Source organism: Streptomyces sp. NBC_00461 (assembly GCF_036013935.1).
Taxonomy (GTDB): Bacteria; Actinomycetota; Actinomycetes; order Streptomycetales; family Streptomycetaceae; genus Streptomyces.
Window position 1 is genome coordinate 9,375,912 of the sequence record NZ_CP107902.1, and the last position, 21,394, is coordinate 9,397,305.

Below are 21,394 nucleotides of genomic sequence, written 5' to 3' on the forward strand. Positions count from 1 at the left end.
CCTTTAGGGTCGGTGTCATGGCAACTCCTGACTTCATCCGCGAGATCCGGGCCACCTCGGGCCACCAGCTGCTCTGGCTCCCCGGCGTCAGTGCCGTCGTCTTCGACGACGAGGGCAGGATCCTGCTGGGTCAGCGTTCGGACAACCTCGAATGGGCGTTGATCTCGGGCATCCCCGACCCGGGCGAGCAGCCCGCTGCCGCAGTCGTGCGGGAGGTGTACGAGGAGACCGGCGTCCAGTGCGTCGTCGAACGCGTGGTCGCGGTGCGGTCCGGGGGGCCGGTCACCTATCCCAACGGCGACATCTGCCAGTTCATGGACATCTGCTTCCGTGCGCGGGCGGTGGGCGGCGAGGCCCGGGTGAACGACGACGAGTCCCTGCAGGTCGGCTGGTTCGCGCTCGACGCGCTGCCCCCACTGACCGAGTACCACCACTTCCGGATCAAGCAGGCGCTGTCCGGCGAACCCACATGGTTTGACGCTATGAGTTCTGAATGAAGTATGGGGCGTGACCATATGTGGGCAGACGGGGGTGCTGCTTAGGGTCGGCACATGACCCCGCCCAGCGCCCTCCCGCCTCCCCACGCCTCCTCCCTCGATCTCGGCGGCCGCACCGCGCTCGTCACCGGTGCCGCCGGTGGCATCGGCCGCGCCTGCGCGCTGCGCCTCGCGGCCGCCGGGGCCAAGGTCAGAGCGGTCGACCGGGACGCCACGGGACTGGAGTCGCTCGCCGAGCAGGCCGGGGGCCTCGCGGGTGCCGTCGAACCGCACGTCCTCGATCTCACCGACCTCGACGCGGCCGAGCACGCCGCCGCCGGCACGGACGTCCTCGTCAACAACGCCGGGCTGCAACTGGTGCGCCCCATCGAGGAGTTCCCGCCCGACGTCTTCCACACCGTGCTCACCGTGATGCTGGAGGCACCGTTCCGCCTCGTCCGCGGAGCACTGCCCCACATGTACGGGCAGGGGTGGGGCCGCATCGTCAACGTGTCCTCCGTCCACGGACTGCGCGCCTCGGCCTACAAGTCGGCCTATGTGGCCGCCAAACACGGACTGGAGGGGTTGTCCAAGACCGCCGCCCTCGAAGGCGCACCCCACGGCGTCACCTCGAACTGTGTGAACCCCGCCTATGTGCGCACCCCACTGGTCGAGAAGCAGCTCGCGGACCAGGCACAGGCACACGGCGTACCTGCGGACCGCGTCCTGGCGGAGGTACTGCTGCAGGACAGCGCCGTCAAGCGGCTGATCGAGCCGGAGGAGGTCGCCGAGGCCGTGGCCTATCTGTGCAGCCCGCACGCCTCCTTCGTGACCGGCACCTCGCTCGTGCTCGACGGCGGCTGGACCGCCCACTGACCAGGCAGGCATCCATGCGTCCAGGAGTTGTCCACAGGGCTGACGGGGCGGCCGTGGGATGAGGAATCCTGTGAACATGTCTCGCGATCACGTGCAGTCCGCCGAGCGCACCGACGCCGAAGCGGCCGGTCCGGCGCTCACCGGCGCCGAGACGCCGTTCCTGGAGCTGCTGGCCAGGGGCGCGTCCTCCGACGCCTACGAGCAGCCCGTGCTGCTGGCGCGCGCCGAGGGGCGGTCGGCCGAGGCGATCGCCGCGCTCGAACACGCCAAGCTGCTCGCGCTGCGTGTGCGCGCGGACCTGGAGGGGCGGCGCCGCCGGGAGGCCGAGCTGTCCGCGCTCTTCGAGACGGCCCACGACCTCGCGGGTCTGCGGGACCTGGACTCCGTACTGCAGGCGATCGTGCAGCGCGCCCGGTCACTGCTGGGCACGGACGTCGCCTACCTCAGCCTGAACGACCCGGACCGCGGGGACACCTACATGCGGGTGACCGAGGGCTCGGTCGCCGCCCGCTTCCAGCAGCTGCGGCTCGGCCTGGGGGAGGGGCTCGGCGGACTCGTGGCCCAGACCGCCCGTCCGTACGTCACCGACGACTACTTCAAGGACGACCGCTTCCAGCACACGCACATCATCGACAGCGGTGTGCGGGACGAGGGCCTGGTCGCCATCCTCGGCGTGCCCCTGATGCTGGGCCACCACGTCATCGGCGTCCTGTTCGCGGCCGACCGGCGCGCCCGGGTCTTCGAACGCGAGCAGATCGCCCTGCTCGGTTCGTTCGCGGCGCTCGCCGCGGCCGCCATCGACACCGCGAACCTCCTCACCGAGACGCGCTCGGCCCTCGCCGGCCTTGAGCGGGCCAACGAGATCATCCGCGACCGCAGCGGAGTCATCGAGCGCGCCTCCGACGTCCACGACCGGCTCGCCGAGCTCGTGCTGCGCGGTGGCGGGGTGCACGACGTGGCCGCGGCCGTCTCCCAGGTCCTCGACGGCACCGTCGACTTCACCGAGGCCGTCGACGCGCCGTCGGCACCTCTGGAGGCGTCCCGTGCCGAAGGGCACGCAGTGTGCCACGAGGACGACTGGATCGCCGCCGTGACGGCCGGCGGTGAACTGCTCGGCGCGCTCGTCCTGCGCGGTCACCCCGGCCTCGACCCCGTCGACCAGCTCACCCTGGAGCGGGCCGCGATGGTCACCTCGCTGCTGCTGCTCGCCAGACGCTCGGCCGCCGAAGCCGAACAGCGCGTCCGCGGCGAGCTGTTGGACGACCTCCTCGACGCCCGCGACCGCGACCCGCGCCTGCTGCGCGAGCGTGCCTCGCGGCTGCACGCGGACCTCGACGCCACCCACGTCGTGCTCGCCGCCCGACTCGACGGCACCGCACCCGACGCCGACCAGGAGGCGGCCGCGCGTCGGCGCCTGTGGTCCGCTGCCTCGCACCTCGCCGCGACCCGGCACGGCCTGGCCGCCGCGCGCGACGGCGGCACCGTCCTGCTGCTGCCGCTGACGCCCGGCGACATCGCCGCCGACCTGGCCCGAACGACCGCCCACCAGCTCGGCACGGCGGTCCACGAGGCGGTCACCGTCGGCGCCTCCGCGCCCGTCCAGGACCTCGCCGCCCACCCCGAAACCGTGACCGCGGCCTACGCGGAGGGCCGGCGCTGCCTGGAGGCCCTGCGCCTGCTCGGCCGCTCAGGCGACGGGGCCGCAGCAGAGGACTTCGGCTTCCTCGGCCTGCTGCTCGCCGGGGACCGCGACATCGCCGGATTCGTGGACCGCACGATCGGACAGGTCGTCGCCTACGACGAACGGCGCGGCACCGACCTCGTACGCACCATCGACGCCTACTTCACCTGTGGCATGAGCCCGGCCCGCACCAAGGACGAACTCCACGTCCACGTCAACACCGTGGCCCAGCGCCTGGAGCGTGTCGCCCGTCTCCTGGGCGACGACTGGCAGAGCCCCGCCCGCGCACTGGAGATCCAACTCGCCCTGCGGCTGCACCGGTTGTCGGCGCCCGCACAGAACTGAACCCCCGTACGCGAGGCGTACGGGGGGACGGCTTCCTGAGGGTCACACGGTGCGCGCGTCCGCCGCCGCAGCCGTCGCCGGTTCGGCGTCCGCGGCAGGCTCGACGTCGGCCAGGTCCCGGTGACGGGTCTCCTTGGCCACGCCCACCGCCAGGACCGTCAGGACGGCCGCGGCGATGACGTACAGGGCGATCGGGGTGGAACTGTCGTAGTCGGACAGCAGCGCCGTGGCGATCAGCGGGGCGGGCGCGCCCGCGGCGACCGAGGCGAACTGGGCGCCGATGGAGGCACCGGAGTAGCGCATCCGGGTCGCGAACATCTCGGAGAAGAAGGCGGCCTGGGGCGCGTACATCGCGCCGTGCAGCACCAGGCCCACGGTGACCGCGAGGATCAGGTTGCCGAAGCCGCCGGTGTCGATGAGGGAGAAGAACGGGAACATCCACAGCCCGACGCCGACCGCGCCCAGCAGATACACCGGACGCCTGCCCACCCGGTCCGACAGCGCGCCCCAGGCCGGGATGACCGCGAAGTGGACGGCCGACGCGATCAGCACCGCGTTGAGCGCGGTCTGCTTGGAGACACCGGCCGACGTGGTGGCGTAGACGAGGATGAACGCGGTGATCACGTAGTAGCTGATGTTCTCCGCCATGCGCGCGCCCATCGCGATCAGCACGTCCCGCCAGTGGTGGCGCAGCACCGACACGATCGGCAGCTTCTCGGCCTCAGCGGCCCGGTCGGCCTTGCGGGCCTCGGCCTGGGCCAACGCCTGCTGGAACACGGGTGATTCATCGACAGACAGACGAATCCACAAACCGACGATCACCAGCACGCCGGAGAGCAGGAACGGGATCCGCCAGCCCCAGGACACGAAGGCGTCGTCCGACAGCAGGGCTGTCAGCGCGGACAGCACACCGGTTGCGAGCAGCTGCCCGGCGGGCGCCCCGGTCTGCGGCCACGAGGCCCAGAATCCGCGCCGTCGGGCATCCCCGTGCTCGGACACCAGCAGTACGGCCCCGCCCCACTCGCCGCCCAGCGCGAAGCCCTGGACCAGACGCAGGGTGGTGAGCAGCACCGGAGCGGCGGCTCCCACCGTCGCGTGCGTCGGGAGCAACCCGATCGCGAAGGTCGCCCCACCCATCATCAGCAGGCTCAGCACCAGCAGTTTCTTACGTCCGATCCGGTCGCCGTAGTGCCCGAAGACCAGTGCGCCCAGCGGACGGGCGGCAAATCCGACGGCGTACGTGAGGAACGACAGCAAGGTGCCGACGAGGGGGTCCGAGTCCGGGAAGAACAGCTTGTTGAAGACGAGCGCGGCGGCGGAACCGTAGAGGAAGAAGTCGTACCACTCGATGGTGGTGCCTATGAGGCTGGCGGCGACGATGCGCTTGAGACTGGCGGGGGTGCCGGGCGTCGGTGGAGCGGATGCTGCGGAGGCCATGTGCGCCACTTCCTCGTGTGCGATGGGGACGGGTACGTGTCGGCACACCGTAGGAAGAGGCAGGTCAGGCGGACATGTGGTGGGACTACATAGTTCGGGGGTGGAGTGTGCGTGCGCCCCCTATGCCTCCACTTCGAAGTCCGAGTGAGGAGTTCTGTACCCATCACGTAGCGTCACGACGGTACGGGGCAGACCTGGGTTTTGTGGGCGGCCGGCCTTTGTTCAGGCGTCGTACGCGTAGAAGCCGCGGCCGTTCTTACGGCCGAGGTGGCCTGCGGCGACCATGCGGCGCAATAGTGCCGGCGGGGCGTACAGCGGTTCCTTGAACTCCTCGTACATCGACTCGGCGACGGCTTGGGCGGTGTCCAGGCCGATCAGGTCGAGCAGGCGGAGCGGGCCCATGGGGTGGGCGCAGCCGAGTTCCATGCCTTGGTCGATGTCCTGGGGCCGGGCCCCGCCGGACTCCACCATCCGGACCGCGCTGAGCAGGTAGGGCACGAGGAGGGCGTTGACGACGAAGCCGGAGCGGTCGGGTGCCTGGATGGGCTGCTTGCCGAGTTGCGTGGCCAGGTCGCGGGTGCGCTGCACGGTGTCCGGGCTGGTGGTGAGGGCGGGAACGAGCTCGACCAACCTCTGTACTGGAACGGGGTTGAAGAAGTGCATGCCGATGACCTGGCCGGGCCGCTCGGTGGCGACGGCGAGATCGACGACGGGGATGGAGGAGGTGTTGGTGGCCAGGATCGCCGCGGGGTCTTCGACCGCCTTGTCCAGGGAGCGCAGGACGTCGGTCTTGATCTCGCGGTTCTCGGCGACGGCCTCGACGACAAATTGACGGTCGGACAGGTCACTGAGGTCGTGGGTGAACGAGAGCCGGGCGAGGGCCTGGTCGCGCTGTTCCTCGGTGATCTTGCCGCGCTGCACGCCTCGGTCGAGGGAGGCGGTGACTCGACGGCGGCCTGGCTCGACGGCGTCGGGGGTGGCTTCGGCGACACGGACGTCGAGGCCGCCCAGGGCGGCGACTTCGGCGATGCCGGAGCCCATGAGGCCGCAGCCGACGACGCCGAGACGGGTGACGGAGTCCATGTGATGTCCTGTCCTGTCCGGTCAGTGGTAGTGGTCAGACGTTGCGGCGGTATTGGCCGCCGACCTCGAAGAAGGCGTCGGTGACCTGCTGCAGTGAGCAGACGCGGGCGGCGTCCATGAGGACGGCGAAGACGTTGTCGCCGCCCACCGCCGCGTCCTTGAGGGCGGCCAGGGCGGCGTGGGCCGGCTCCTGGTGTCGGGCCTGGAAGTCCTGTACGCGCGCCAGTTGGGAGTGCTTCTCCTCCTCGGTGGCGCGGGGCGAGTTCGATGGCGCCGGGCTCGGCGGTGTCGGCGTGGGGTTTGCGGAAGGTGTTGACGCCGATGAGGGGCAGGGTGCCGTCGTGCTTGCGCTGTTCGTAGAGCATCGACTCGTCCTGGATACGGCCGCGCTGGTAGCCGGTCTCCATCGCGCCGAGCACGCCGCCGCGCTCGCTGATCCGCTCGAACTCGTCCAGGACGGCCTCCTCGACCAGGTCGGTGAGTTCGTCGATGATGAACGACCCCTGCAGCGGGTTCTCGTTCATCGCCAGGCCCCACTCCCGGTTGATGATCAGCTGGATGGCCAGGGCGCGGCGGACGGAATCCTCGGTGGGGGTGGTGACGGCCTCGTCGTAGGCGTTGGTGTGCAGGCTGTTGCAGTTGTCGTAGATCGCGATGAGTGCCTGAAGGGTGGTGCGGATGTCGTTGAAGTCCATCTCCTGGGCGTGCAGCGAGCGGCCGGAGGTCTGGACGTGGTACTTCAGCTTCTGGCTGCGCTCGCCCGCGCCGTACTTCTCCTTCATCCTCCTCCAGCGCCGCGTCCACGACCTCCCGCACTGACCGGTTGTGGCCCAGGTGGATCACCTCGGCACCCTGGGACTGGAAGATCCGCCGCATGATGTTGATCGACGCGTCGTGCCCGTCGAACAGAGCTGAAGCGGTGACCAGGCGAACAGGGTGCACGGGCCGGTGCAGATCGCTCATGAGGGCCTTCCCGGACGGAACGGGGGTATTGCTGACGCCAGAGATACTAGGACGTCCTAGTAAATTGCTGGAGGTGATCGCTGTCACAGGTCGAGGACCAGGCGAGGCCCGCACGAGCGGGAGACACAGATGAGCATCGTGTCGCCGGCGGCCCGCTCGTCCTCGCTCAGCAGCGAGTCGCGATGGTCGGGTTTGCCGTCCAGTACGTCCGTCTCACAGGTGCCGCACGTGCCTTCCCGGCACGAGAAGTCCACCGCGACGCCTGCCTCCTCGACGGTTTCGAGTACCGAGCGGTCCGACGGCACGGTGAGGGTGAGTCCGGAACGAGCGAGCTCCAGTTCGAAGGCCTCGGCCGGGCCGGACCCGTTTGGCTGCGTCGGGGCGAACCGCTCGACGCCCAGCGTGCCGGGGGGCCAGCCCGCGCACTGCTCCTGCACCGCCAGCAGGAGGGGTTCGGGCCCGCAGGCGTGCACCAGGGTGCCCTCCTCGGGTACGCCGAGGTGGGCGGCGAGGTCCAGCAGGCCGTACTCGTCCTGCGGACGGATGAGCACGCGGTCCCCGTGCGGGGCGAGGCGGTCGAGGAACGCCATGGAGGCGCGGGTGCGGCCGCCGTACAGCAGAAGCCAGTCGTCTCCCGCCGCCTCGGCGGCCTCGACCATGGGAAGTATGGGTGTGATGCCGACGCCGCCGGCGATGAACAGATGGCGTGCGGCGGGTCGCAACGGGAAGGTGTTCCGCGGCCCGCGGACCCGCACTGTGGTGCCTTCGCGCAGATGGTCGTGGACGTATGCGGAGCCGCCACGGCCCCGCGGCTCGCGCAGCACGGCGATCTGCCAGCCCGCACGGTCGGCCGGGCGCCCGCACAGGGAGTACTGGCGGATCAGGCCGCCCTCTTCACCGTCGTCGCCCTCCAGGAGTACGTCGATGTGGGCGCCCGGCGTCCAGGCGGGAAGCACACCGCCGTCGGGGCGGCGCAGGGTGAGGGAGACGACGCCGTCGGCGGCGGGGGTGCGGGTCGTCACGGTGAGGGTCGTCCAGGCGGGCAGTTGGTCGTTCATGGTGGGTCAGCTCCGGGGTTCAGGCCTGCGTCGGCACATGAAGCAGCAGCGCGTCGCCCTGGCCGCCGCCCCCGCACAGGGCCGCTGCTCCGCTGCCGCCTCCGCGCCGTCGCAGTTCGGTCGCGAGGGTCAGCACCAGCCGGGCTCCGGTCATGCCGACCGGGTGCCCGAGCGCGATCGCGCCGCCGTTGACGTTCACCTTGTCCAGGGGGATGTCCAGCTCCCGTACGGAGGCCAGGGCCACCGAGGCGAACGCCTCGTTGATCTCGAACAGGTCCAGATCGGCGCACTTGAGCCGGCCGTCCCGGGACAGGGCGTCGCGGACCGCGCCGGCCGGCTGGACGAGCAGTGAGGGGTCGGGGCCCGCGACCGTGCCGTAGGCGCCGATCTCGGCGAGCGGGGTCAGGCCCTCCCGGCGGGCGCGCTGCGCGCTCATCACGACGACGGCCGCGGCGCCGTCGGACAGCTGCGACGAGTTGCCCGCGGTGATGGTGCCCGCGCCGGAGAAGGCCGGCTTGAGCCGGCCCAGGCTCTTTGCGGTGCTCCCCGGTCGCACGCCCTCGTCGGTGTCGACCACCGTCTCGCCTCGGCGTCCGGCCACGGTGACGGGGATGATCTCCTCGCGCAGCGCACCCGACTCCTGCGCCTGGGCGGCCCGTTGATGGGACAGCGCGCTGTACTCGTCCTGCTCCTCGCGCGTCAGGGCGTACGGCTGCTGATAGCGCTCGGTGGCCGCACCCATGGACTCGTCGTCGAAGGCGCAGACGAGGGCGTCACGGTCGAGGGCGTCCTCCACCGTGGTCGAGCCGTACTTCCAGCCGGTGCGTGATCCGCGCAGCAGGTGCGGGGCGCCCGACATGGACTCCATGCCACCGGCGACGACCACCTCGTGCCGGCCGGAGGCGATCATGAGGTCGGCCAGGGCGATGGCATGCAGACCGGACAGACAGAGCTTGTTGACGGTGCTCGCGGGGACGGAGAACGGAATGCCGGCGCGGATCGCGGCCTGCCGTGCCGGGTTGGGGCCGGCCCCGGCCTGCACGACATGGCCCATGACGACGGCTCCCACGGCTGCCGGGTCCAGGTGCACGGCGGCCAGCGCCGCGCCGATGGCGTGGGCGCCGAGGTCGACGGCGGACACCGTGCTCAGGGCGCCCATGAGTCTGCCGATGGGCGTCCTTGCTCCGGCGACGATGACGGATCCGGGCATGGCCGGGACCTCCTGGGGAGTGGGACGGGGTCAGGCGGCCGCGTCGACGGCACGTCGGGCGATCATGTGGGCCGTTTCGTTCACCGAGTGCAGAACGATCCGGCCGCCGGGCATGCGCCGCACCCGGCTGACGGACGTGTAGCCGGGATGGAACCAGAACATCGTCGGCAGGCCGAGCACTGTCGCCAGGTAGGTGTTTGTGATCCCGCCGTGGCACACGACCGCGACCCGCCCGCCGGGCTGGGCGTCGAAGATGGTGCCCATGGCCCGTACGGCTCGCGCACGGAAGGCGTCCCAGTCCAGATCGGGCACGAAGTCCTCGTAGCGTCCCTCGGCGAGTGCCGCCCCGCGGGGGTCCTCCGCGCCGATCTGCTCCGGTGGCATGTAGGGGTGGGAGACGTCGGTGTCCCACTCGCGCAGGTCGTCGAGGACGGTGGCGGTCATGCCGGTGAGCCGTTCCAGGGGAGCCACCGTCTCGCGGGCACGCAGGAACGGGCTGGTGTACAGGGCGTCGACTTCCTCGTGCACGAGCCAGGCGGCGAGACGCTCTGCCTGGGCGCTGCCCTCCGGCGACAGCCCCGGGTCGAACACGCCCGCCAGGGGGAGGCCGTGCCGGACGAGGAGGAGTTCGGTCATGGGTGATCCTTCGTACGCGTGAGGGACGGGCGGGTCGGCTCAGCCGGCGATGGTCCGTTCCGAGCTCCAATAGGGGCGCCGCATCGCACGCTTGTCGAGCTTGCCCATCGCGTTGCGCAGCAGCTCGGGGACGAACTCGTACGACTTCGGGCACTTGTAGGCGGCGAGACGGTCGCGGCAGAACTGGTCCAGGTCCTCGGTCGGCGGCTCGTCGGCCGCGGCCACGACCAGCGCCCGCAGCGACTCGCCGAAGTCCGCATCGGGCACGCCGATGACCGCGACCTCGGCGATCGCCGGGTGCTGCCGCAGGACCGCCTCGCTCTCGGCCGGGTACAGGTTCACGCCGCCGGAGACCACGACGTCCGCGGCCCGGTCGGTGATGAAGATGTAGCCGTGCGCGTCGACGTAGCCGATGTCGCCGAGCGTGAAGACGCCGGGGGAGAGGTAGGCGGACCTGGTCTTGTCCGGGTCCGCGTGGTAGCGGACGCCCTGGTCCTCCGGGGCCCGGAAGGCCAGCAGTCCTTGTTCGCCGGGCGGCAGTTGCCGCCCGGCGTCGTCGGTGACCAGGACCTCGAACGGGGGCCGGACCCGCCCGACCGAGCCCGGGTGCGCCAGCCACTCGGTGCTGTTGATGCGGGCGACGGTTCCCGCCTCGCTGGCGCCGTACGACTCGGTCAGCACCGGGCCGAACCACTCGATCATGGCTCGCTTCACGTCCGGCGGGCACGCGGAGCCGGTGTGCGAGACCTGCCGCAGGCTGGAGACGTCGTAGCGGCCGCGGACCTCTTCCGGGAGGGCGAGCAGCCGTTGGAAGTGGGTCGGCACCATCACCGTCGAGGAGACCCGCCACCTCTGCACACGGCTGAGGAACGTCTCCGCGTCGTACCGGCCGAGGACGATGACCGGCTGACCGGCCGTCAGATGCCGCAGCGAGGTCAGCGGCGCGTTGTGCTGCAGCGGGCCGCACACCAGGTGCGGTCCCGGCGGGAATCCCGGCCGGGCGGCCATCGCGGCGAGGTAGGCGGAGCTGTCGGCAACCGGGCCGCTCACCCAGCGCACCTCGGTGCCGCGCGCCCGTCCGGTGGTTCCCGAGGTGTAGACGAGCGGAGGCCGGGCGGGCCGGTCCGTCGGGGCCGTGCGCCCGGCGGGCGCGGCCGCGAGCCATGCGTCCCAGGCGAAGGCGTGCCCCACTGCCGGGGTTCCGTGCATCACGACCGGAAGGCCCAGTTCCCGGGCCGCGTCGAGGGCGGCACCCGCGCCGACCGGTCCGGCAATGATTCCGGTCACGCCCGCGTCGATGATCTGGTCGACGAGTTCGCCTGACGTGAGATTCCGGGATGTGGCCACGGTCCCCACTCCGGCACGTAGGCCCGCCAGATGGGCCACCAGCGTCGGGGTCGCGTTGTCGCCGAGGACTGCGACCCGGTCGTCGGGGCCGGGCGCGAGCTCCAGCAGCCGTGCAGTCGCCCGCGCCACCTGGTCGGCGAGGCCCGACCAGGACAGCACGCCCAGGTCGTCCGCCAGGGCGGGCTCGTCGGGTGTCTCCTGGGCGCGACGGTCGAGTGGCAGCAGCGACATGGCTCCTCCGGCGGCTCCTGGGCCTCTCCCGATTCGAAGGGAGAGGAGATGCTGAGACTGTAGCGTTTATCAAGAAAGTGCGGAACACTCTGGTTCCAGGCGGAGTCATTTCCCCAAGTTTCAGAGGTGGGGGCGGTGTACTCCCGATCACCGTTACTCAAACTGCCGTCTGGTAAGTATCCGAGGAGGAGCCATGTCCCAGCCCGATCCGGACGCATGGCGCACACAGGTCCGGCAGTGGCTGGCCGGCGTGCTCGAACCGGCGCGGGCGCCGCAGTCCGCCACAGGGGCGGCCGACCTCGCCGTGTTCCACAACCTCCCGGAGGACGAGGAACGCCTGCTCCTGGAGCGCTGCCGCGTCTACCAGCGCGCCCGCTTCGACGCCGGGTACCAGGCACTGGCCCTCCCCGAGGACAAGGGTGGCGCGGGCCTGACCGCCGCCCATGTGGCAACCTTCGCCGAGGAGGAGTCCGTCTTCGAGGTGCCGCCGTCCACCGAGCTGATCAGCGTCACCGTTCGCCTGGTCGCGATGGCCGTCTCCCTGTTCGGGACGGCCGAGCAGCGTGACACGTACGCGCGCGCGTTCCTGCGCACCGACCTGCTGGCCTGTCAGCTCTTCAGCGAACCCGGTGCCGGGTCCGACCTCGCGGCCCTGCGCACCCGTGCCCGCCAAGAAGGCGACGAGTGGGTGATCGACGGTCAGAAGGTGTGGACCTCGGGCGCTCAGTTCGCCGACTACGGTCTGCTGCTCGCCCGCACCGACCCGGACGTGGTCAAACAGGCCGGCATCACCGCCTTCCTGGTCCCGATGGACGCCACCGGCGTGGAGGTGCGCCCCATCCGTCAGATGAGCGGCGGCGCCTCCTTCAACGAGGTCTTCCTCAGCGGCGTCCGTGTTCCGGACCGGCTGCGGATCGGGCGACCGGGCCAGGGCTGGGAGGTCGCCACCACCACGCTCGCCTTCGAGCGGACCGCCTCCGGCGGCGGCAACCGTCGCAAGGGCGGCACGTTCGCGGACGTCCTCGCACTCGCCCGCTCCCTCGGCCGCACCGAAGACCCGCTGGTCCGCCAGCGCCTCGCCGACCTGTACGTACGCGCCGCCCTGCGTGCGGCCACCGTGGACCGCGTCGCCAGGACGAGCGCCGCCGGCGGCCGGCCGGGCCCGGAGGCGTCGCTGACCAAACTCATGGCCTCCGACCTCCTCACCCGCACAGGACAGGTCGCGGCCGAGCTGATGGGCGCGCGGATCAGCGCCGACACCGGGGACGCGGGCACCTTCGCCTGGGCGCAGCACCTGCTCGGCGCCCCCGGCTACCGGCTGGCCGGAGGCACCGACCAGATCCAGCGCAACCTGATCGGCGAACGGGTGCTGAAGCTGCCGCCGGAGCCGCGGGTGGACCGGGTGCCGTTCTCACAGCTTCCCGGCAACTGAGGCACCGGGTCCTCTTCAGCAGCAGCATTCGGTCGTCACATTCGGCAGTCGCATTCGGCAATCACAAAGGAGTGACATCGATGGATCTGGGACTGACAGGCGCGAAGGCGCTGGTGACCGGCGCGAGCCGGGGCATCGGCCGGGCGATCGCCACCACCCTGGCGGCCGAGGGCTGTGCCCTGGCGCTGTGCGCCCGCGGCGAGGAAGGCCTGGCCAAGGCCGCCGCTGAACTGCGCGGCGAGGGCGCCACGGTGTTCGCGGAACCGGTCGACGTCACCGACCCGGCCGCGCTCGCGGGCTTCGTGCAGCGCGCGGCGGGTGAACTCGGCGGCCTGGACCTGCTGGTGTCCAACGTGTCGGCGGGCAACGTGAAGGGCCCCGAGTCCTGGGAGGCCAGCCTGCGCGGCGACCTGATCCCGTTCGCGGGACTCGTCGAGGCGGCCCTGCCCCACCTGGAGGCCTCCGACCGGGCTGCCGTCGTCGCCATCGGCACCACCAACGCCTCCGACACCGCGCGCCCGGCCGGAGCGAACTCGTACTCCGCGCTCAAGGCAGCCGTGGTCCAGCACGCCTCGGCCCTCGCGCACGCCCTCGCGCCGAACGGCATCCGCGTCAACACCGTCTCGCCCGGCCCGATCGACTTCCCCGGCGGCGCCTGGGAGACCATCCGCACCAGCCGCCCGGAGGTGTACGAGGAGGTGCTCGCCAAGCTCCCGATCGGCCGTTACGGCACCGCGGAGGACGTGGCCGCGGCGGTGGCGTTCCTGCTCGGGCGGACCGGCTCCTTCTGCGTCGGGGTCAACCTCGTGGTGGACGGCGGGCTGCTCACCCGCGTCCAGTACTGAGCCGTGGCGGGCCCGGCCGGCCGCCTGGACGCCGTGTTGGTCTGCGGCGGCCGCTGGCACGACTTCGACTACGCGCGGCTCCGGCTGCTGGAGCTGCTCGGTGAACATCCACGGGTGCGCACGAGCGTGTATCAGGACTACGACTGCGTGGCCGCGCTCGAGAAGGCCGACCTGGTGGTCACTTACACCTGTGACGTCCGGCCCCGCCCGGCACAGCGGGCCGCGCTGGCACGGTTCGTCGAGCGGGGCGGGCGCTGGCTCGCCCTGCACGGCACCAACGCGGTGATCGAGCCCTCGGCGAGTGACGGGCCGCGGGTGTTCACGACCCCGCGCCTCCTGGGGGAGGTGGCGTCGGTGCTCGGCAGCCAGTTCCTGGCCCATCCGCCGATCGAGCCGTACGAGGTGCGAGTGACCCGGCCCGAGCATCCGCTGGTCGCCGGGGTCGGCCCGTTCACGGTCACCGACGAGCTGTACGTGTGCGAGCTGCACGGGGAGTCGGAGGTGCTGCTGCACGCCGAGTACACGGGACCGTGCCGCGGTTTCGCCGAGGGTGACACGGCGGCCCTCGACGCCGCGCCCCGACCGGTGCTGTATCTCAAGCGGCACGGTCTCGGCGAGGTCTGCTACTTCACCCTCGGGCACTGCAGGGGCCGTTACGACATACAGGACCTGGGCGTGGACGACACCGGCCGAGTGGATCGCGGGCCGTGGGAAACGCCGGAGTTCATGACGGTGCTGCGGCGGTGCGTGGAGCGGACGGTGAGTGGGCGGAACCCGGCAGAGGAGCGGGCCGGCACCTGAGCGGGGCTCGGGCGCCGGCCCTGCACAGGTCGCGGCTCAACCGTGCGGCAGTACCACCGCGCGGCCGATGATGTCGCCGGCGTGCAGACGCTCGTAGGCCGTCGGCGCCTCGTCGAGTGTGAAGGTCTCGACGTGGGAGGAGACCAGCCCCTGTCGCGCCAGCTCGACGACCTCCATGAGTTCCGGGCGACTGCCCCAGTAGGGGAACGAGGCGGAGACCTCGAAAGGCAGCCCGCCGCCGAAGCCGACCGCCAGGGTGCCGCCGCCGATGCCGACGATCGTCACGTCGCCCGCCACCGCCACCGACGCCGCGGCCACCGCGAGCGTCGCCTCTGCTCCCACGAAGTCCAGCACCACGTCCGCTCCCGTCCCGCCGGTGAGCTCCCGCACCCGTGCGGCCGCCGCGCCGTCGGAGAGGAGCGTCTCGTGGGCCCCGACGGTGCGTGCCAGCTCGAGCTTCTCCTTGCTCACGTCCAGGGCGACCACCCTGGCCGGTGTCAGAGCGCGGAGCAGCTGTACGGCGAGGTGACCCAGGCCGCCGACCCCGATCACCACCGCCGTGCTGCCCGGGACCAGCTTGGGCAGTGACCTCCTGATCGCGTGATAGGGCGTCAGCCCCGCGTCGGTGAGCGGGGCGGCCTGCACCGGGTCCAGTCCGTTCAGGGGCACGAGGTGGCGGGGTGAGTCCACCAGCAGGTACTCGGCGAGCGCACCGGGGGCGCCGAGTCCGGGCGGCAGGATGCCGAGCCCGGCGGCGCGCGGGCAGCAGTTCTCCTTGCCCTGGGCGCAGTTGTGGCAGTGCCCGCAGCCCCACGGGCCGTACACCGCCACGTCGTCGCCCTCCACCACCGCCGTGACACCGCTGCCCACGGCCGTGACCGTGCCGACACCCTCGTGGCCGAGCGTCATCGGCAGCGGGTAGGGGAACTGCTCCTCGGGCCAGCCCATGACCGCCAGGTCGGAGTGGCACAGCCCCGCCGCCGTCACCCTCAACAGCACCTGGCCCGGGCCCGGTTCGGGCACGGGAACCTCGACGACCTCGGGGACGTGTCCCACCCTCCGGTACTGCACAGCCTTCATGGTCAGATCTCCTTGCCGGTGGCAGGCGGGGTGCCGCTCTCCGTGGGCGTCCCGGCGCCGGCAAGCGAAGGGATTCCCTTCCGGCGGCGCAGCACGGCAGGCAGGGCGATCCGGCCACCCGTGAGGACCAGCGCCACGATGAGGACCGAGCCGGTGAAAAGGCTCGCGGCCCACTGCGCGCTGGTGGCGAGCCCGAGTCCGGTGATGCCCGTGCCGAGCAGGAGGACGGCGAGCACCGTGCCCCATGCGTTGAAGCGGCCTGCGCGCAACTGGGTCGCCCCGACGAAGGCGGCGGCGTACGCCGACAGCAGATACGGGGTGCCCGCGGTCGGCGAGCCGGATCCGACCGAGGACGCGAAGACGATGCCGGCGAAGCCGGAGAGCAGCGCGGAGGCCACCAGGGTCAGAAAGCGCAGCCGGTCGGTGCGCACGCCCTGCAGCCGGGCCGCGTCGGCGTTGAAGCCGGTCGCGTACAACCGGCGCCCGGTGGCGGTGTGTTCCAGCAGGAACCAGATGGCGAGCGCGGCGATCAGCAGATACAGCACCGGCAGGGTGATGCCGCGCGCGTCCAGCTGGGCGATGCTCGCGAACGGCTTGGCGAGGAGCTGCACACCGGTGATGGAGCTGTCGTTGGTGACCATGGTGATCAGTGACTGGATCAGCGCGCCGGTGGCCAGCGTGGCGATGAACGAGTCGACGCGCAGGACCACCACCACGACTCCGTTGACGACTCCGATCAGCAGCGCGGCGGCCATCGCCAGGGTGATCGCCGGGCCGGGACCGAGTCCGGCGGAGACCAGGAAGCGGGCGGTCAGCACGCTGGTGAGCGACATGGTGTAGGCGACCGAGAGGTCGAAGACGCGTGCGGCCAGTGGCGGTACGACGCTGAGTGCCACCAGGCCGGCCACGGCGTTGCCGTTCAGTACCTGCTTGACCGTGATGATGGTCGGGAACGTGTCCGGCGCCCACACGGAGAAGAGCACGACGATGACCAGCCACACGTATACGGCGCCGATGTTCCGGAACGACAGGGCGGTCACTGCCCGTCGGCCCAGTGCCCCGGGGACGAACACCGCGGACCTGTGCGGTGCGGACGGCGGCAGCTCCGCCGCCCGGGTCGGTGTGGATGTCATGTCAGAGGGTCCCTTCCAAGGCTCATGTCACTCGGTTCCTTCCATGGCGTGCACGAGCGCGGGCTCGGTGATGTCCCGGCCACTGATCTCCCGTACGATCCGGCCGTCGCGCACCACCAGGACACGGGTGCACAGCGCGAGCAGGTCCTGCGTGTCGGAGGAACACACGATGACGCCCATGCCCTCGTCTGCCTGACGCTCTATCAGGTCGTACAGCTGCAGGCGGGTGGCGACGTCCACGCCCGCCGTGGGTTCGCACAGCGCCAGCACCGGCGGGCGCTGTGCCAGACAGCGGGCCATGACGACCTTCTGCTGGTTGCCGCCGCTCAGAGTGGTGATCCGCGCCCCGGGTCCCGCCGTACGCACCCCGACCCGCCTGATCCAGTCCTGTGCCAGGGCGGACTCGCGGCGCCGGTGCAGCCGCCCGGCCCGGGCGCGCAGTCGCTGCAGGAGCGGGAGGGTGAGGTTCTCGCCGACCGAGAAGTCGCCGATCACTCCCTCGCCCGCCCGGTCCGCCGGGACCAGGGGAAGGCCCAGGGCGCCGGCGTGACGCGCCTCGGTCCACTGCGCGGAGCGTTCCGGCAGCCGCAGCCTGCCGCTCACCGGCCCGGCATGGGCCCCGCACACGACGTACGGCACGATCTCGTGGCCGGAGCCGACCAGACCGGTGATGCCCAGACGCTCACCCCTGGCCAGGTCGAGGTCGACTCCCCGCAGGGGCCCGGCCCACAGGTCACGGACCTCCAGTACCGGGTCGGCGGGACCGGCGGAGGGCGCCGGGCGGTGGTCGGTCTCCGTCTCCTCGCCCGCCATCAGTTCCGCCAGCGAGCGCGGGGTGAGCTCGGCGACCCGGCGTGTGGCGATCCGGCGTCCGCCGCGGATGACGGTGACCCGGTCGGCGAGCGCGAAGATCTCGTCCATCCGGTGCGAGACGTACAGGACGCTCGCGCCGGCGTCGCGGAGCTCCCGCACGATGTCGAAGAGGCGGGCCACCTCGCCGGGCGGCAGCACGGCGGTGGGCTCGTCGAGCACCAGGACACCGCGGCCGCCCTCCCAGCCCTGCAGCGCGGCGGCGATGGCCACCACCGCGCGCTGCACGGGGGTCGCCGTCGCCAGGGGACGGCGTACGTCGACGCCGAGACCGAACCGTTCGACGAGGGCAGTCGTGCGTCTCTCCATCTCCGGCCAGCGGATGTTGCCGAACGCCGTGCGGGCGAAGCCGTGGCTGAGGGCGAGGTTGTCGATGGCGCTCAACTCGCCCACCAGCCCCAGCTCCTGGTGGACGAAGCGGAGCCTGTCGTGGCGGGAGGCCGTGACTTAGCCGAGGTCGAAGGGCTCGCCGTCGAGTTCGGCCACCGCACCCGGCTCCGCGTGGTGGAAGCCGGCGAGGATCTTGATGAGGGTGGACTTGCCGGAGCCGTTGGGCCCGATGAGGGCGTGAATCTCGCCATGCGCGACCTCGAGATCCACGTCCCTCAGTGCCTGGGTGGCGCCGAATCTCTTCGACAGGGCGGCCACCCGCAGTACCGGCCCGGTCAACTCAGGCCCCAGAGCGCCTTGAACTGCTTCTGGTAGCTGTCGACGATCGGGAAGTCGCCGTCGGCGGAAGGCAGGTTGTCCTTGGTGACGAGCATGTTGGGCAGCGCCGCCCTCTGGTCCACGGCCATGGACTGACCGGTGAAGTGCCGGGCCAGCGCGTCGACCTGGAGCCAGGCCGTCTCATGGGAGTTCAGCGCCATCGCGCCGTCGGTGAGACCGCTCTGGATGTACTGGTAGTTCTGCGCGTCACCGACGTTGACCACGATGTGCCTGCCGGTGAGGCCGGCGGTCTTCAGCGCGGCCGGCACGCCCACATTGAGCAGGCCCAGGGAGAAGACGACATGGGTCGCCTTCGGGTGTGAGCGGAGATACGACACCACGCGGTCCGGCATGTCCTTGCCCACCGCGGTGATCGGCACGTCGACGTTGTCCAGCGCGCAACCGGCGCACCATTTCTTGTAGTTGGCCGCGAAGGAGTCCTTTACGGGCTTGAGGATCGTGTACGCCGGCAGATCGAAGTACACGGTGTTCGCCTGGGCGCCGCTGTTCGACACCACCCACGAGGCGAGCATCCGGCCCTGGATGCCGACGTCCTTCGGCCCGTTCTTCAGCAGGGAGATGCCGTCGCCCACCACGTCGTCGGCGTTCGACTGGATGACGGGGACACCGGCCGCCTTCAGCTGTGCCAGCTGCTTGGCGTAGACGGCACGCGGGAAACCGGAGGCGACGACGGCGTCCGGCTTGTCGCGTACGGCCTGTTCGTAGGCGGCCTGGACGGACTCCGGCGTGCCCTGGGTGGCGATCTGCTTCACCTTCCAGCCGAGTTGTCCCGCGGCGCCGGTGAAGAAGTCGGCGAGGTCCTTGCAGGACTGGACGCCGCACAGGATGAAGTCGATCTTCTTGCCCTTGGGGATCTGCTTGCCGACCGGCTGGGTGACGGAGATCGCGGCCGGGCGCTGCGCATACGTCTTGAGAGCTGCGCGGGCCGCCGTCAGGCCGGGCGATCCGGGCGCCGCCGCCTGCGAGGAGTCGGCGGCCGGCGTCGTGCCGCCGCCGCACGCCGTCAGGGTGAGCAGGGCAGTGACGGGGACGATCGCGGTGAGGGCGCGGCGGACCGCGCGACCGGGTCTGGAACTCATCGTTGAGTACTCCCGTGGTGTGGCGCACGCAAGAGGTGCTGGGGAATGCAGGGCTGCGTCGATCGCCGACGTGGGGTACGGCGCGGGCCGCCGGGGTGAGAGCCCCGGGGCGCTGGGTCCGGGACGGGCAGAAGACCGTTCCGGAACGGAGAAACTTATGAGGCACTACAGCCTCAAGTGGGTCGGAGTGTGACATGCCCCAGCGGGCTTGGGGAGAGGGTCGCCGCAAGAAAATCCAGGATCTCAAGCTGATTCCGCGATGACCTCGGCAGATGCGGGCTCGTTCACCGTCGCGAGTGTTGCTCCCGACCGCAACCGGTAACTACACTCACTCTAAAGTTTCTGCCGGAGGAGAGATGATGGACGAAACATCGGAGCTGGGCACGGCGCGGTGCCCCGGGCCCAGCGTCCAGGACTACCTCGACCAGGACAGCCGCCCTGTTCCCCCCGCGCTGAGGTACGAGCGGAACGACCACCTCGGCAGCGAGGACATCGACACCGCCCGCTTCACCTCCCGCGAATGGGCCGAACGCGAGATGCGGCAGGTGTGGCGCCGTGTCTGGCAGTTCGCCTGCCTGGAGAGCGAGATTCCCGAGGTCGGCGACCACGAGGTCTACGAGATCGGCGACGACTCGCTCATCGTCGTGCGCACGGCCCCCGACGAGATCCGCGCCTTCGTCAACGTCTGCCTGCACCGCGGACGCAAACTGCGCACCGGCGGCGGCAACGTCAGCGAGTTCCGCTGCTCGTTCCACGGCTTCGCCTGGAACCTCGACGGCACGATGCAGACCCCGCCCTGCGCCTGGGACTTCCCGCACGTCACCCCGGAGAAGTTCGCCCTCCCCGAGGCCCAGGTGGCCACCTGGCGCGGCTTCGTCTTCATCAACATGGACCCGTACGCGGAGTCCTTCGACTCCTACCGCGGCACCTTCGACGACTACTACATCTGGCCACTGGAGAACCGCTACAAGTCGCTGCACATCGCCAAGGTGCTGCCCTGCAACTGGAAGATCGCACAGGACGCCTTCATCGAGTCCTTCCATGTGATCGCCACGCACCCGCAGATGCTGCCGTGGCTCGCCGACGCCAACTCCCAGTACGACGTCATCGCGGACCAGCCGAACTGGAACCGGATGATCAACATCCAGGGCGCGCCCAGCCCGCACGTGGCGGAGTCCGTCACGGAGGAGGACGTCCTCGAGACGTTCTACGACTCGCGTTCGTTCTACGCCGCGGCCCAGGGCCGTGACCTGGTGATGCAGGAGGGCGACGATCTGCCGGCGATCCCGCCGGGCGGCACCGCCCGCCAGGTCCTCGCCGAGCGGATGCGCGCGCAACTGGCGGCCACCTCGCAGCAGGACTTCTCGCAGACCGCCGACACCGAACTGCTGGACGCCATCAACTACTTGCTGTTCCCCAACTTCAACCCCTGGGGCGGCGCCAAGTCCAACATCATCTACCGGTTCCGGCCCAACGGCCTCGACCCGGACTCCTGCACCGCGGAGATCATCTTCATGTCGTCCCCGAAGCAGCCCGGCGAGATGCCGCCCCCGGTGAAGGTCCGCTGGGTGCCGGAGGACATGCTCTTCGCCGACATCCCCGAACTCGGCGTGCTCGGCCCCGTCTTCGACCAGGACTGCGAAAACCTCCCCTACGTCCAGCAGGGCCTCAAGGCGATGCGCAAGCCGGGCATCACCCTGGCCAACTACCAGGAGAGCCGCATCCGCCACTTCAACCGGACGCTCGACCAGTGGATGGATCAGTGACCCACCCCGTGGCGGTCAGACCCCTGGGCGTCGAGCTCGAAGTCCTCGACGGCGAGGACCTGTTCACCGCCGCCCAGCGGCTCGGCTACCGCTGGCCCACCGTCTGCGGCGGCAAGGGCACCTGCCGTACCTGCTTCGTCCAGGTGGAGGACGGCGCCGAGAACTGTTCCCCCGTGGGCCCGTTGGAGCGCGAGGGCATCGAGGCCCTGCGCAGGCCGGTGGACGGCCTGACCCGGCTCGCCTGCCGGCTGCGGGTCGAGGGCCCGGTGACCGTGACCAAGCGCGGCGTGCGCCGCCGAGTGCAGGAGTGAGACCC

The 21,394-nt window shown here is 70.9% G+C and carries 19 protein-coding genes and 1 pseudogene; 8 read left to right on the forward strand and 12 right to left on the reverse strand.

Annotated elements, in window-relative coordinates; genetic code table 11:
• Positions 1–17: 17 nt before the first annotated feature.
• From OG870_RS43355 to OG870_RS43365, 3 genes are all read left to right on the forward strand, one after another.
• Positions 18–497, forward strand: a complete 480-nt coding sequence (locus tag OG870_RS43355; RefSeq protein WP_266526275.1) for an NUDIX hydrolase — start codon at positions 18–20, stop codon at positions 495–497.
• 54 nt (positions 498–551) lie between these two features.
• The gene (locus tag OG870_RS43360; protein ID WP_327692086.1) at positions 552–1,352 is read left to right on the forward strand and encodes a 3-hydroxybutyrate dehydrogenase; all 801 of its coding nucleotides are present in this window, start codon (positions 552–554) and stop codon (positions 1,350–1,352) included.
• 76 nt (positions 1,353–1,428) lie between these two features.
• Positions 1,429–3,378 carry a helix-turn-helix domain-containing protein gene (locus OG870_RS43365; RefSeq protein WP_266587319.1) on the forward strand — a complete coding sequence of 650 codons (1,950 nt, stop codon included), beginning with the start codon at positions 1,429–1,431 and terminating at the stop codon, positions 3,376–3,378.
• 42 nt (positions 3,379–3,420) lie between these two features.
• Here the strand turns inward: OG870_RS43365 and OG870_RS43370 are convergent, their stop codons facing one another.
• The 7 genes and pseudogenes from OG870_RS43370 to OG870_RS43400 all read right to left on the reverse strand — a co-directional run bounded on the left by OG870_RS43370 (position 3,421) and on the right by OG870_RS43400 (position 11,343).
• On the reverse strand, positions 3,421–4,815 hold the full coding sequence (locus OG870_RS43370; RefSeq protein WP_327692087.1) for an MFS transporter: 1,395 nt from the start codon (positions 4,813–4,815) through the stop codon (positions 3,421–3,423).
• Positions 4,816–5,037: 222 nt separating this feature from the next.
• Complete coding sequence (locus OG870_RS43375; protein ID WP_266526267.1) at positions 5,038–5,898, reverse strand: 3-hydroxybutyryl-CoA dehydrogenase; 861 nt, start codon at positions 5,896–5,898, stop codon at positions 5,038–5,040.
• Positions 5,899–5,932: 34 nt separating this feature from the next.
• Positions 5,933–6,689, reverse strand: a pseudogene (locus OG870_RS43380) (methylmalonyl-CoA mutase family protein); the annotation flags it as partial.
• A 255-nt stretch (positions 6,690–6,944) separates the two neighbouring features.
• Positions 6,945–7,919 carry a PDR/VanB family oxidoreductase gene (locus tag OG870_RS43385; RefSeq protein WP_266587323.1) on the reverse strand — a complete coding sequence of 325 codons (975 nt, stop codon included), beginning with the start codon at positions 7,917–7,919 and terminating at the stop codon, positions 6,945–6,947.
• Between the two features lie 19 nt (positions 7,920–7,938).
• Positions 7,939–9,129 carry an acetyl-CoA C-acyltransferase gene (locus tag OG870_RS43390; protein ID WP_327692088.1) on the reverse strand — a complete coding sequence of 397 codons (1,191 nt, stop codon included), beginning with the start codon at positions 9,127–9,129 and terminating at the stop codon, positions 7,939–7,941.
• A gap of 30 nt (positions 9,130–9,159) precedes the next feature.
• Positions 9,160–9,765, reverse strand: a complete 606-nt coding sequence (locus OG870_RS43395; RefSeq protein WP_327692089.1) for a histidine phosphatase family protein — start codon at positions 9,763–9,765, stop codon at positions 9,160–9,162.
• A 39-nt stretch (positions 9,766–9,804) separates the two neighbouring features.
• Entirely contained in the window at positions 9,805–11,343 is a 1,539-nt protein-coding gene (locus OG870_RS43400; RefSeq protein ID WP_327692090.1) for an AMP-binding protein, read from the reverse strand.
• Between the two features lie 193 nt (positions 11,344–11,536).
• Between OG870_RS43400 and OG870_RS43405 the strand changes: the two genes are divergently transcribed.
• The 3 genes from OG870_RS43405 to OG870_RS43415 all read left to right on the forward strand — a co-directional run bounded on the left by OG870_RS43405 (position 11,537) and on the right by OG870_RS43415 (position 14,421).
• The gene (locus OG870_RS43405; protein ID WP_327692091.1) at positions 11,537–12,775 is read left to right on the forward strand and encodes an acyl-CoA dehydrogenase family protein; all 1,239 of its coding nucleotides are present in this window, start codon (positions 11,537–11,539) and stop codon (positions 12,773–12,775) included.
• Positions 12,776–12,855: 80 nt separating this feature from the next.
• Positions 12,856–13,620, forward strand: a complete 765-nt coding sequence (locus OG870_RS43410) for an SDR family NAD(P)-dependent oxidoreductase (RefSeq protein WP_327692092.1) — start codon at positions 12,856–12,858, stop codon at positions 13,618–13,620.
• A 3-nt stretch (positions 13,621–13,623) separates the two neighbouring features.
• Positions 13,624–14,421: a ThuA domain-containing protein gene (locus OG870_RS43415; RefSeq protein ID WP_266587331.1), complete on the forward strand. Its 798-nt coding sequence runs from the start codon at positions 13,624–13,626 to the stop codon at positions 14,419–14,421.
• A gap of 36 nt (positions 14,422–14,457) precedes the next feature.
• Here the strand turns inward: OG870_RS43415 and OG870_RS43420 are convergent, their stop codons facing one another.
• Genes OG870_RS43420 through OG870_RS43440 form a run of 5 tightly spaced genes read right to left on the reverse strand, consistent with a single transcriptional unit; the run spans position 14,458 to position 19,312 of the window.
• The gene (locus tag OG870_RS43420) at positions 14,458–15,501 is read right to left on the reverse strand and encodes an NAD(P)-dependent alcohol dehydrogenase (RefSeq protein ID WP_266587333.1); all 1,044 of its coding nucleotides are present in this window, start codon (positions 15,499–15,501) and stop codon (positions 14,458–14,460) included.
• 2 nt (positions 15,502–15,503) lie between these two features.
• Complete coding sequence (locus tag OG870_RS43425) at positions 15,504–16,634, reverse strand: ABC transporter permease (protein WP_266587335.1); 1,131 nt, start codon at positions 16,632–16,634, stop codon at positions 15,504–15,506.
• 27 nt (positions 16,635–16,661) lie between these two features.
• Positions 16,662–17,897 carry a sugar ABC transporter ATP-binding protein gene (locus tag OG870_RS43430; RefSeq protein ID WP_327692093.1) on the reverse strand — a complete coding sequence of 412 codons (1,236 nt, stop codon included), beginning with the start codon at positions 17,895–17,897 and terminating at the stop codon, positions 16,662–16,664.
• A gap of 54 nt (positions 17,898–17,951) precedes the next feature.
• Positions 17,952–18,173, reverse strand: a complete 222-nt coding sequence (locus OG870_RS43435; protein ID WP_327692094.1) for an ATP-binding cassette domain-containing protein — start codon at positions 18,171–18,173, stop codon at positions 17,952–17,954.
• Positions 18,170–19,312, reverse strand: a complete 1,143-nt coding sequence (locus OG870_RS43440) for a sugar ABC transporter substrate-binding protein (RefSeq protein WP_266526239.1) — start codon at positions 19,310–19,312, stop codon at positions 18,170–18,172. The genes OG870_RS43435 and OG870_RS43440 overlap by 4 nt, the downstream gene beginning before the upstream one ends.
• 356 nt (positions 19,313–19,668) lie before the next feature.
• Here OG870_RS43440 and OG870_RS43445 point away from each other — a divergent pair, with 356 nt between their 5' ends.
• Together OG870_RS43445 and OG870_RS43450 are read left to right on the forward strand one after the other, a co-directional pair.
• Entirely contained in the window at positions 19,669–21,078 is a 1,410-nt protein-coding gene (locus OG870_RS43445; RefSeq protein ID WP_266587339.1) for an aromatic ring-hydroxylating oxygenase subunit alpha, read from the forward strand.
• On the forward strand, positions 21,075–21,389 hold the full coding sequence (locus tag OG870_RS43450; RefSeq protein WP_266841835.1) for a 2Fe-2S iron-sulfur cluster-binding protein: 315 nt from the start codon (positions 21,075–21,077) through the stop codon (positions 21,387–21,389). The genes OG870_RS43445 and OG870_RS43450 overlap by 4 nt, the downstream gene beginning before the upstream one ends.
• Positions 21,390–21,394: the final 5 nt, after the last annotated feature.

Bases quoted from the DNA above. Each gene is read 5' to 3' on its own strand.
- OG870_RS43355 (WP_266526275.1), top strand. From the start codon at position 18: ATGGCAACTCCTGACTTCATCCGCGAGATCCGGGCCACCTCGGGCCAC.
- OG870_RS43360 (WP_327692086.1), top strand. From the start codon at position 552: ATGACCCCGCCCAGCGCCCTCCCGCCTCCCCACGCCTCCTCCCTCGAT.
- OG870_RS43365 (WP_266587319.1), top strand. From the start codon at position 1,429: ATGTCTCGCGATCACGTGCAGTCCGCCGAGCGCACCGACGCCGAAGCG.
- OG870_RS43370 (WP_327692087.1), bottom strand. From the start codon at position 4,815: ATGGCCTCCGCAGCATCCGCTCCACCGACGCCCGGCACCCCCGCCAGT.
- OG870_RS43375 (WP_266526267.1), bottom strand. From the start codon at position 5,898: ATGGACTCCGTCACCCGTCTCGGCGTCGTCGGCTGCGGCCTCATGGGC.
- OG870_RS43385 (WP_266587323.1), bottom strand. From the start codon at position 7,919: ATGAACGACCAACTGCCCGCCTGGACGACCCTCACCGTGACGACCCGC.
- OG870_RS43390 (WP_327692088.1), bottom strand. From the start codon at position 9,129: ATGCCCGGATCCGTCATCGTCGCCGGAGCAAGGACGCCCATCGGCAGA.
- OG870_RS43395 (WP_327692089.1), bottom strand. From the start codon at position 9,765: ATGACCGAACTCCTCCTCGTCCGGCACGGCCTCCCCCTGGCGGGCGTG.
- OG870_RS43400 (WP_327692090.1), bottom strand. From the start codon at position 11,343: ATGTCGCTGCTGCCACTCGACCGTCGCGCCCAGGAGACACCCGACGAG.
- OG870_RS43405 (WP_327692091.1), top strand. From the start codon at position 11,537: ATGTCCCAGCCCGATCCGGACGCATGGCGCACACAGGTCCGGCAGTGG.
- OG870_RS43410 (WP_327692092.1), top strand. From the start codon at position 12,856: ATGGATCTGGGACTGACAGGCGCGAAGGCGCTGGTGACCGGCGCGAGC.
- OG870_RS43420 (WP_266587333.1), bottom strand. From the start codon at position 15,501: ATGAAGGCTGTGCAGTACCGGAGGGTGGGACACGTCCCCGAGGTCGTC.
- OG870_RS43425 (WP_266587335.1), bottom strand. From the start codon at position 16,634: ATGACATCCACACCGACCCGGGCGGCGGAGCTGCCGCCGTCCGCACCG.
- OG870_RS43440 (WP_266526239.1), bottom strand. From the start codon at position 19,312: ATGAGTTCCAGACCCGGTCGCGCGGTCCGCCGCGCCCTCACCGCGATC.
- OG870_RS43445 (WP_266587339.1), top strand. From the start codon at position 19,669: ATGATGGACGAAACATCGGAGCTGGGCACGGCGCGGTGCCCCGGGCCC.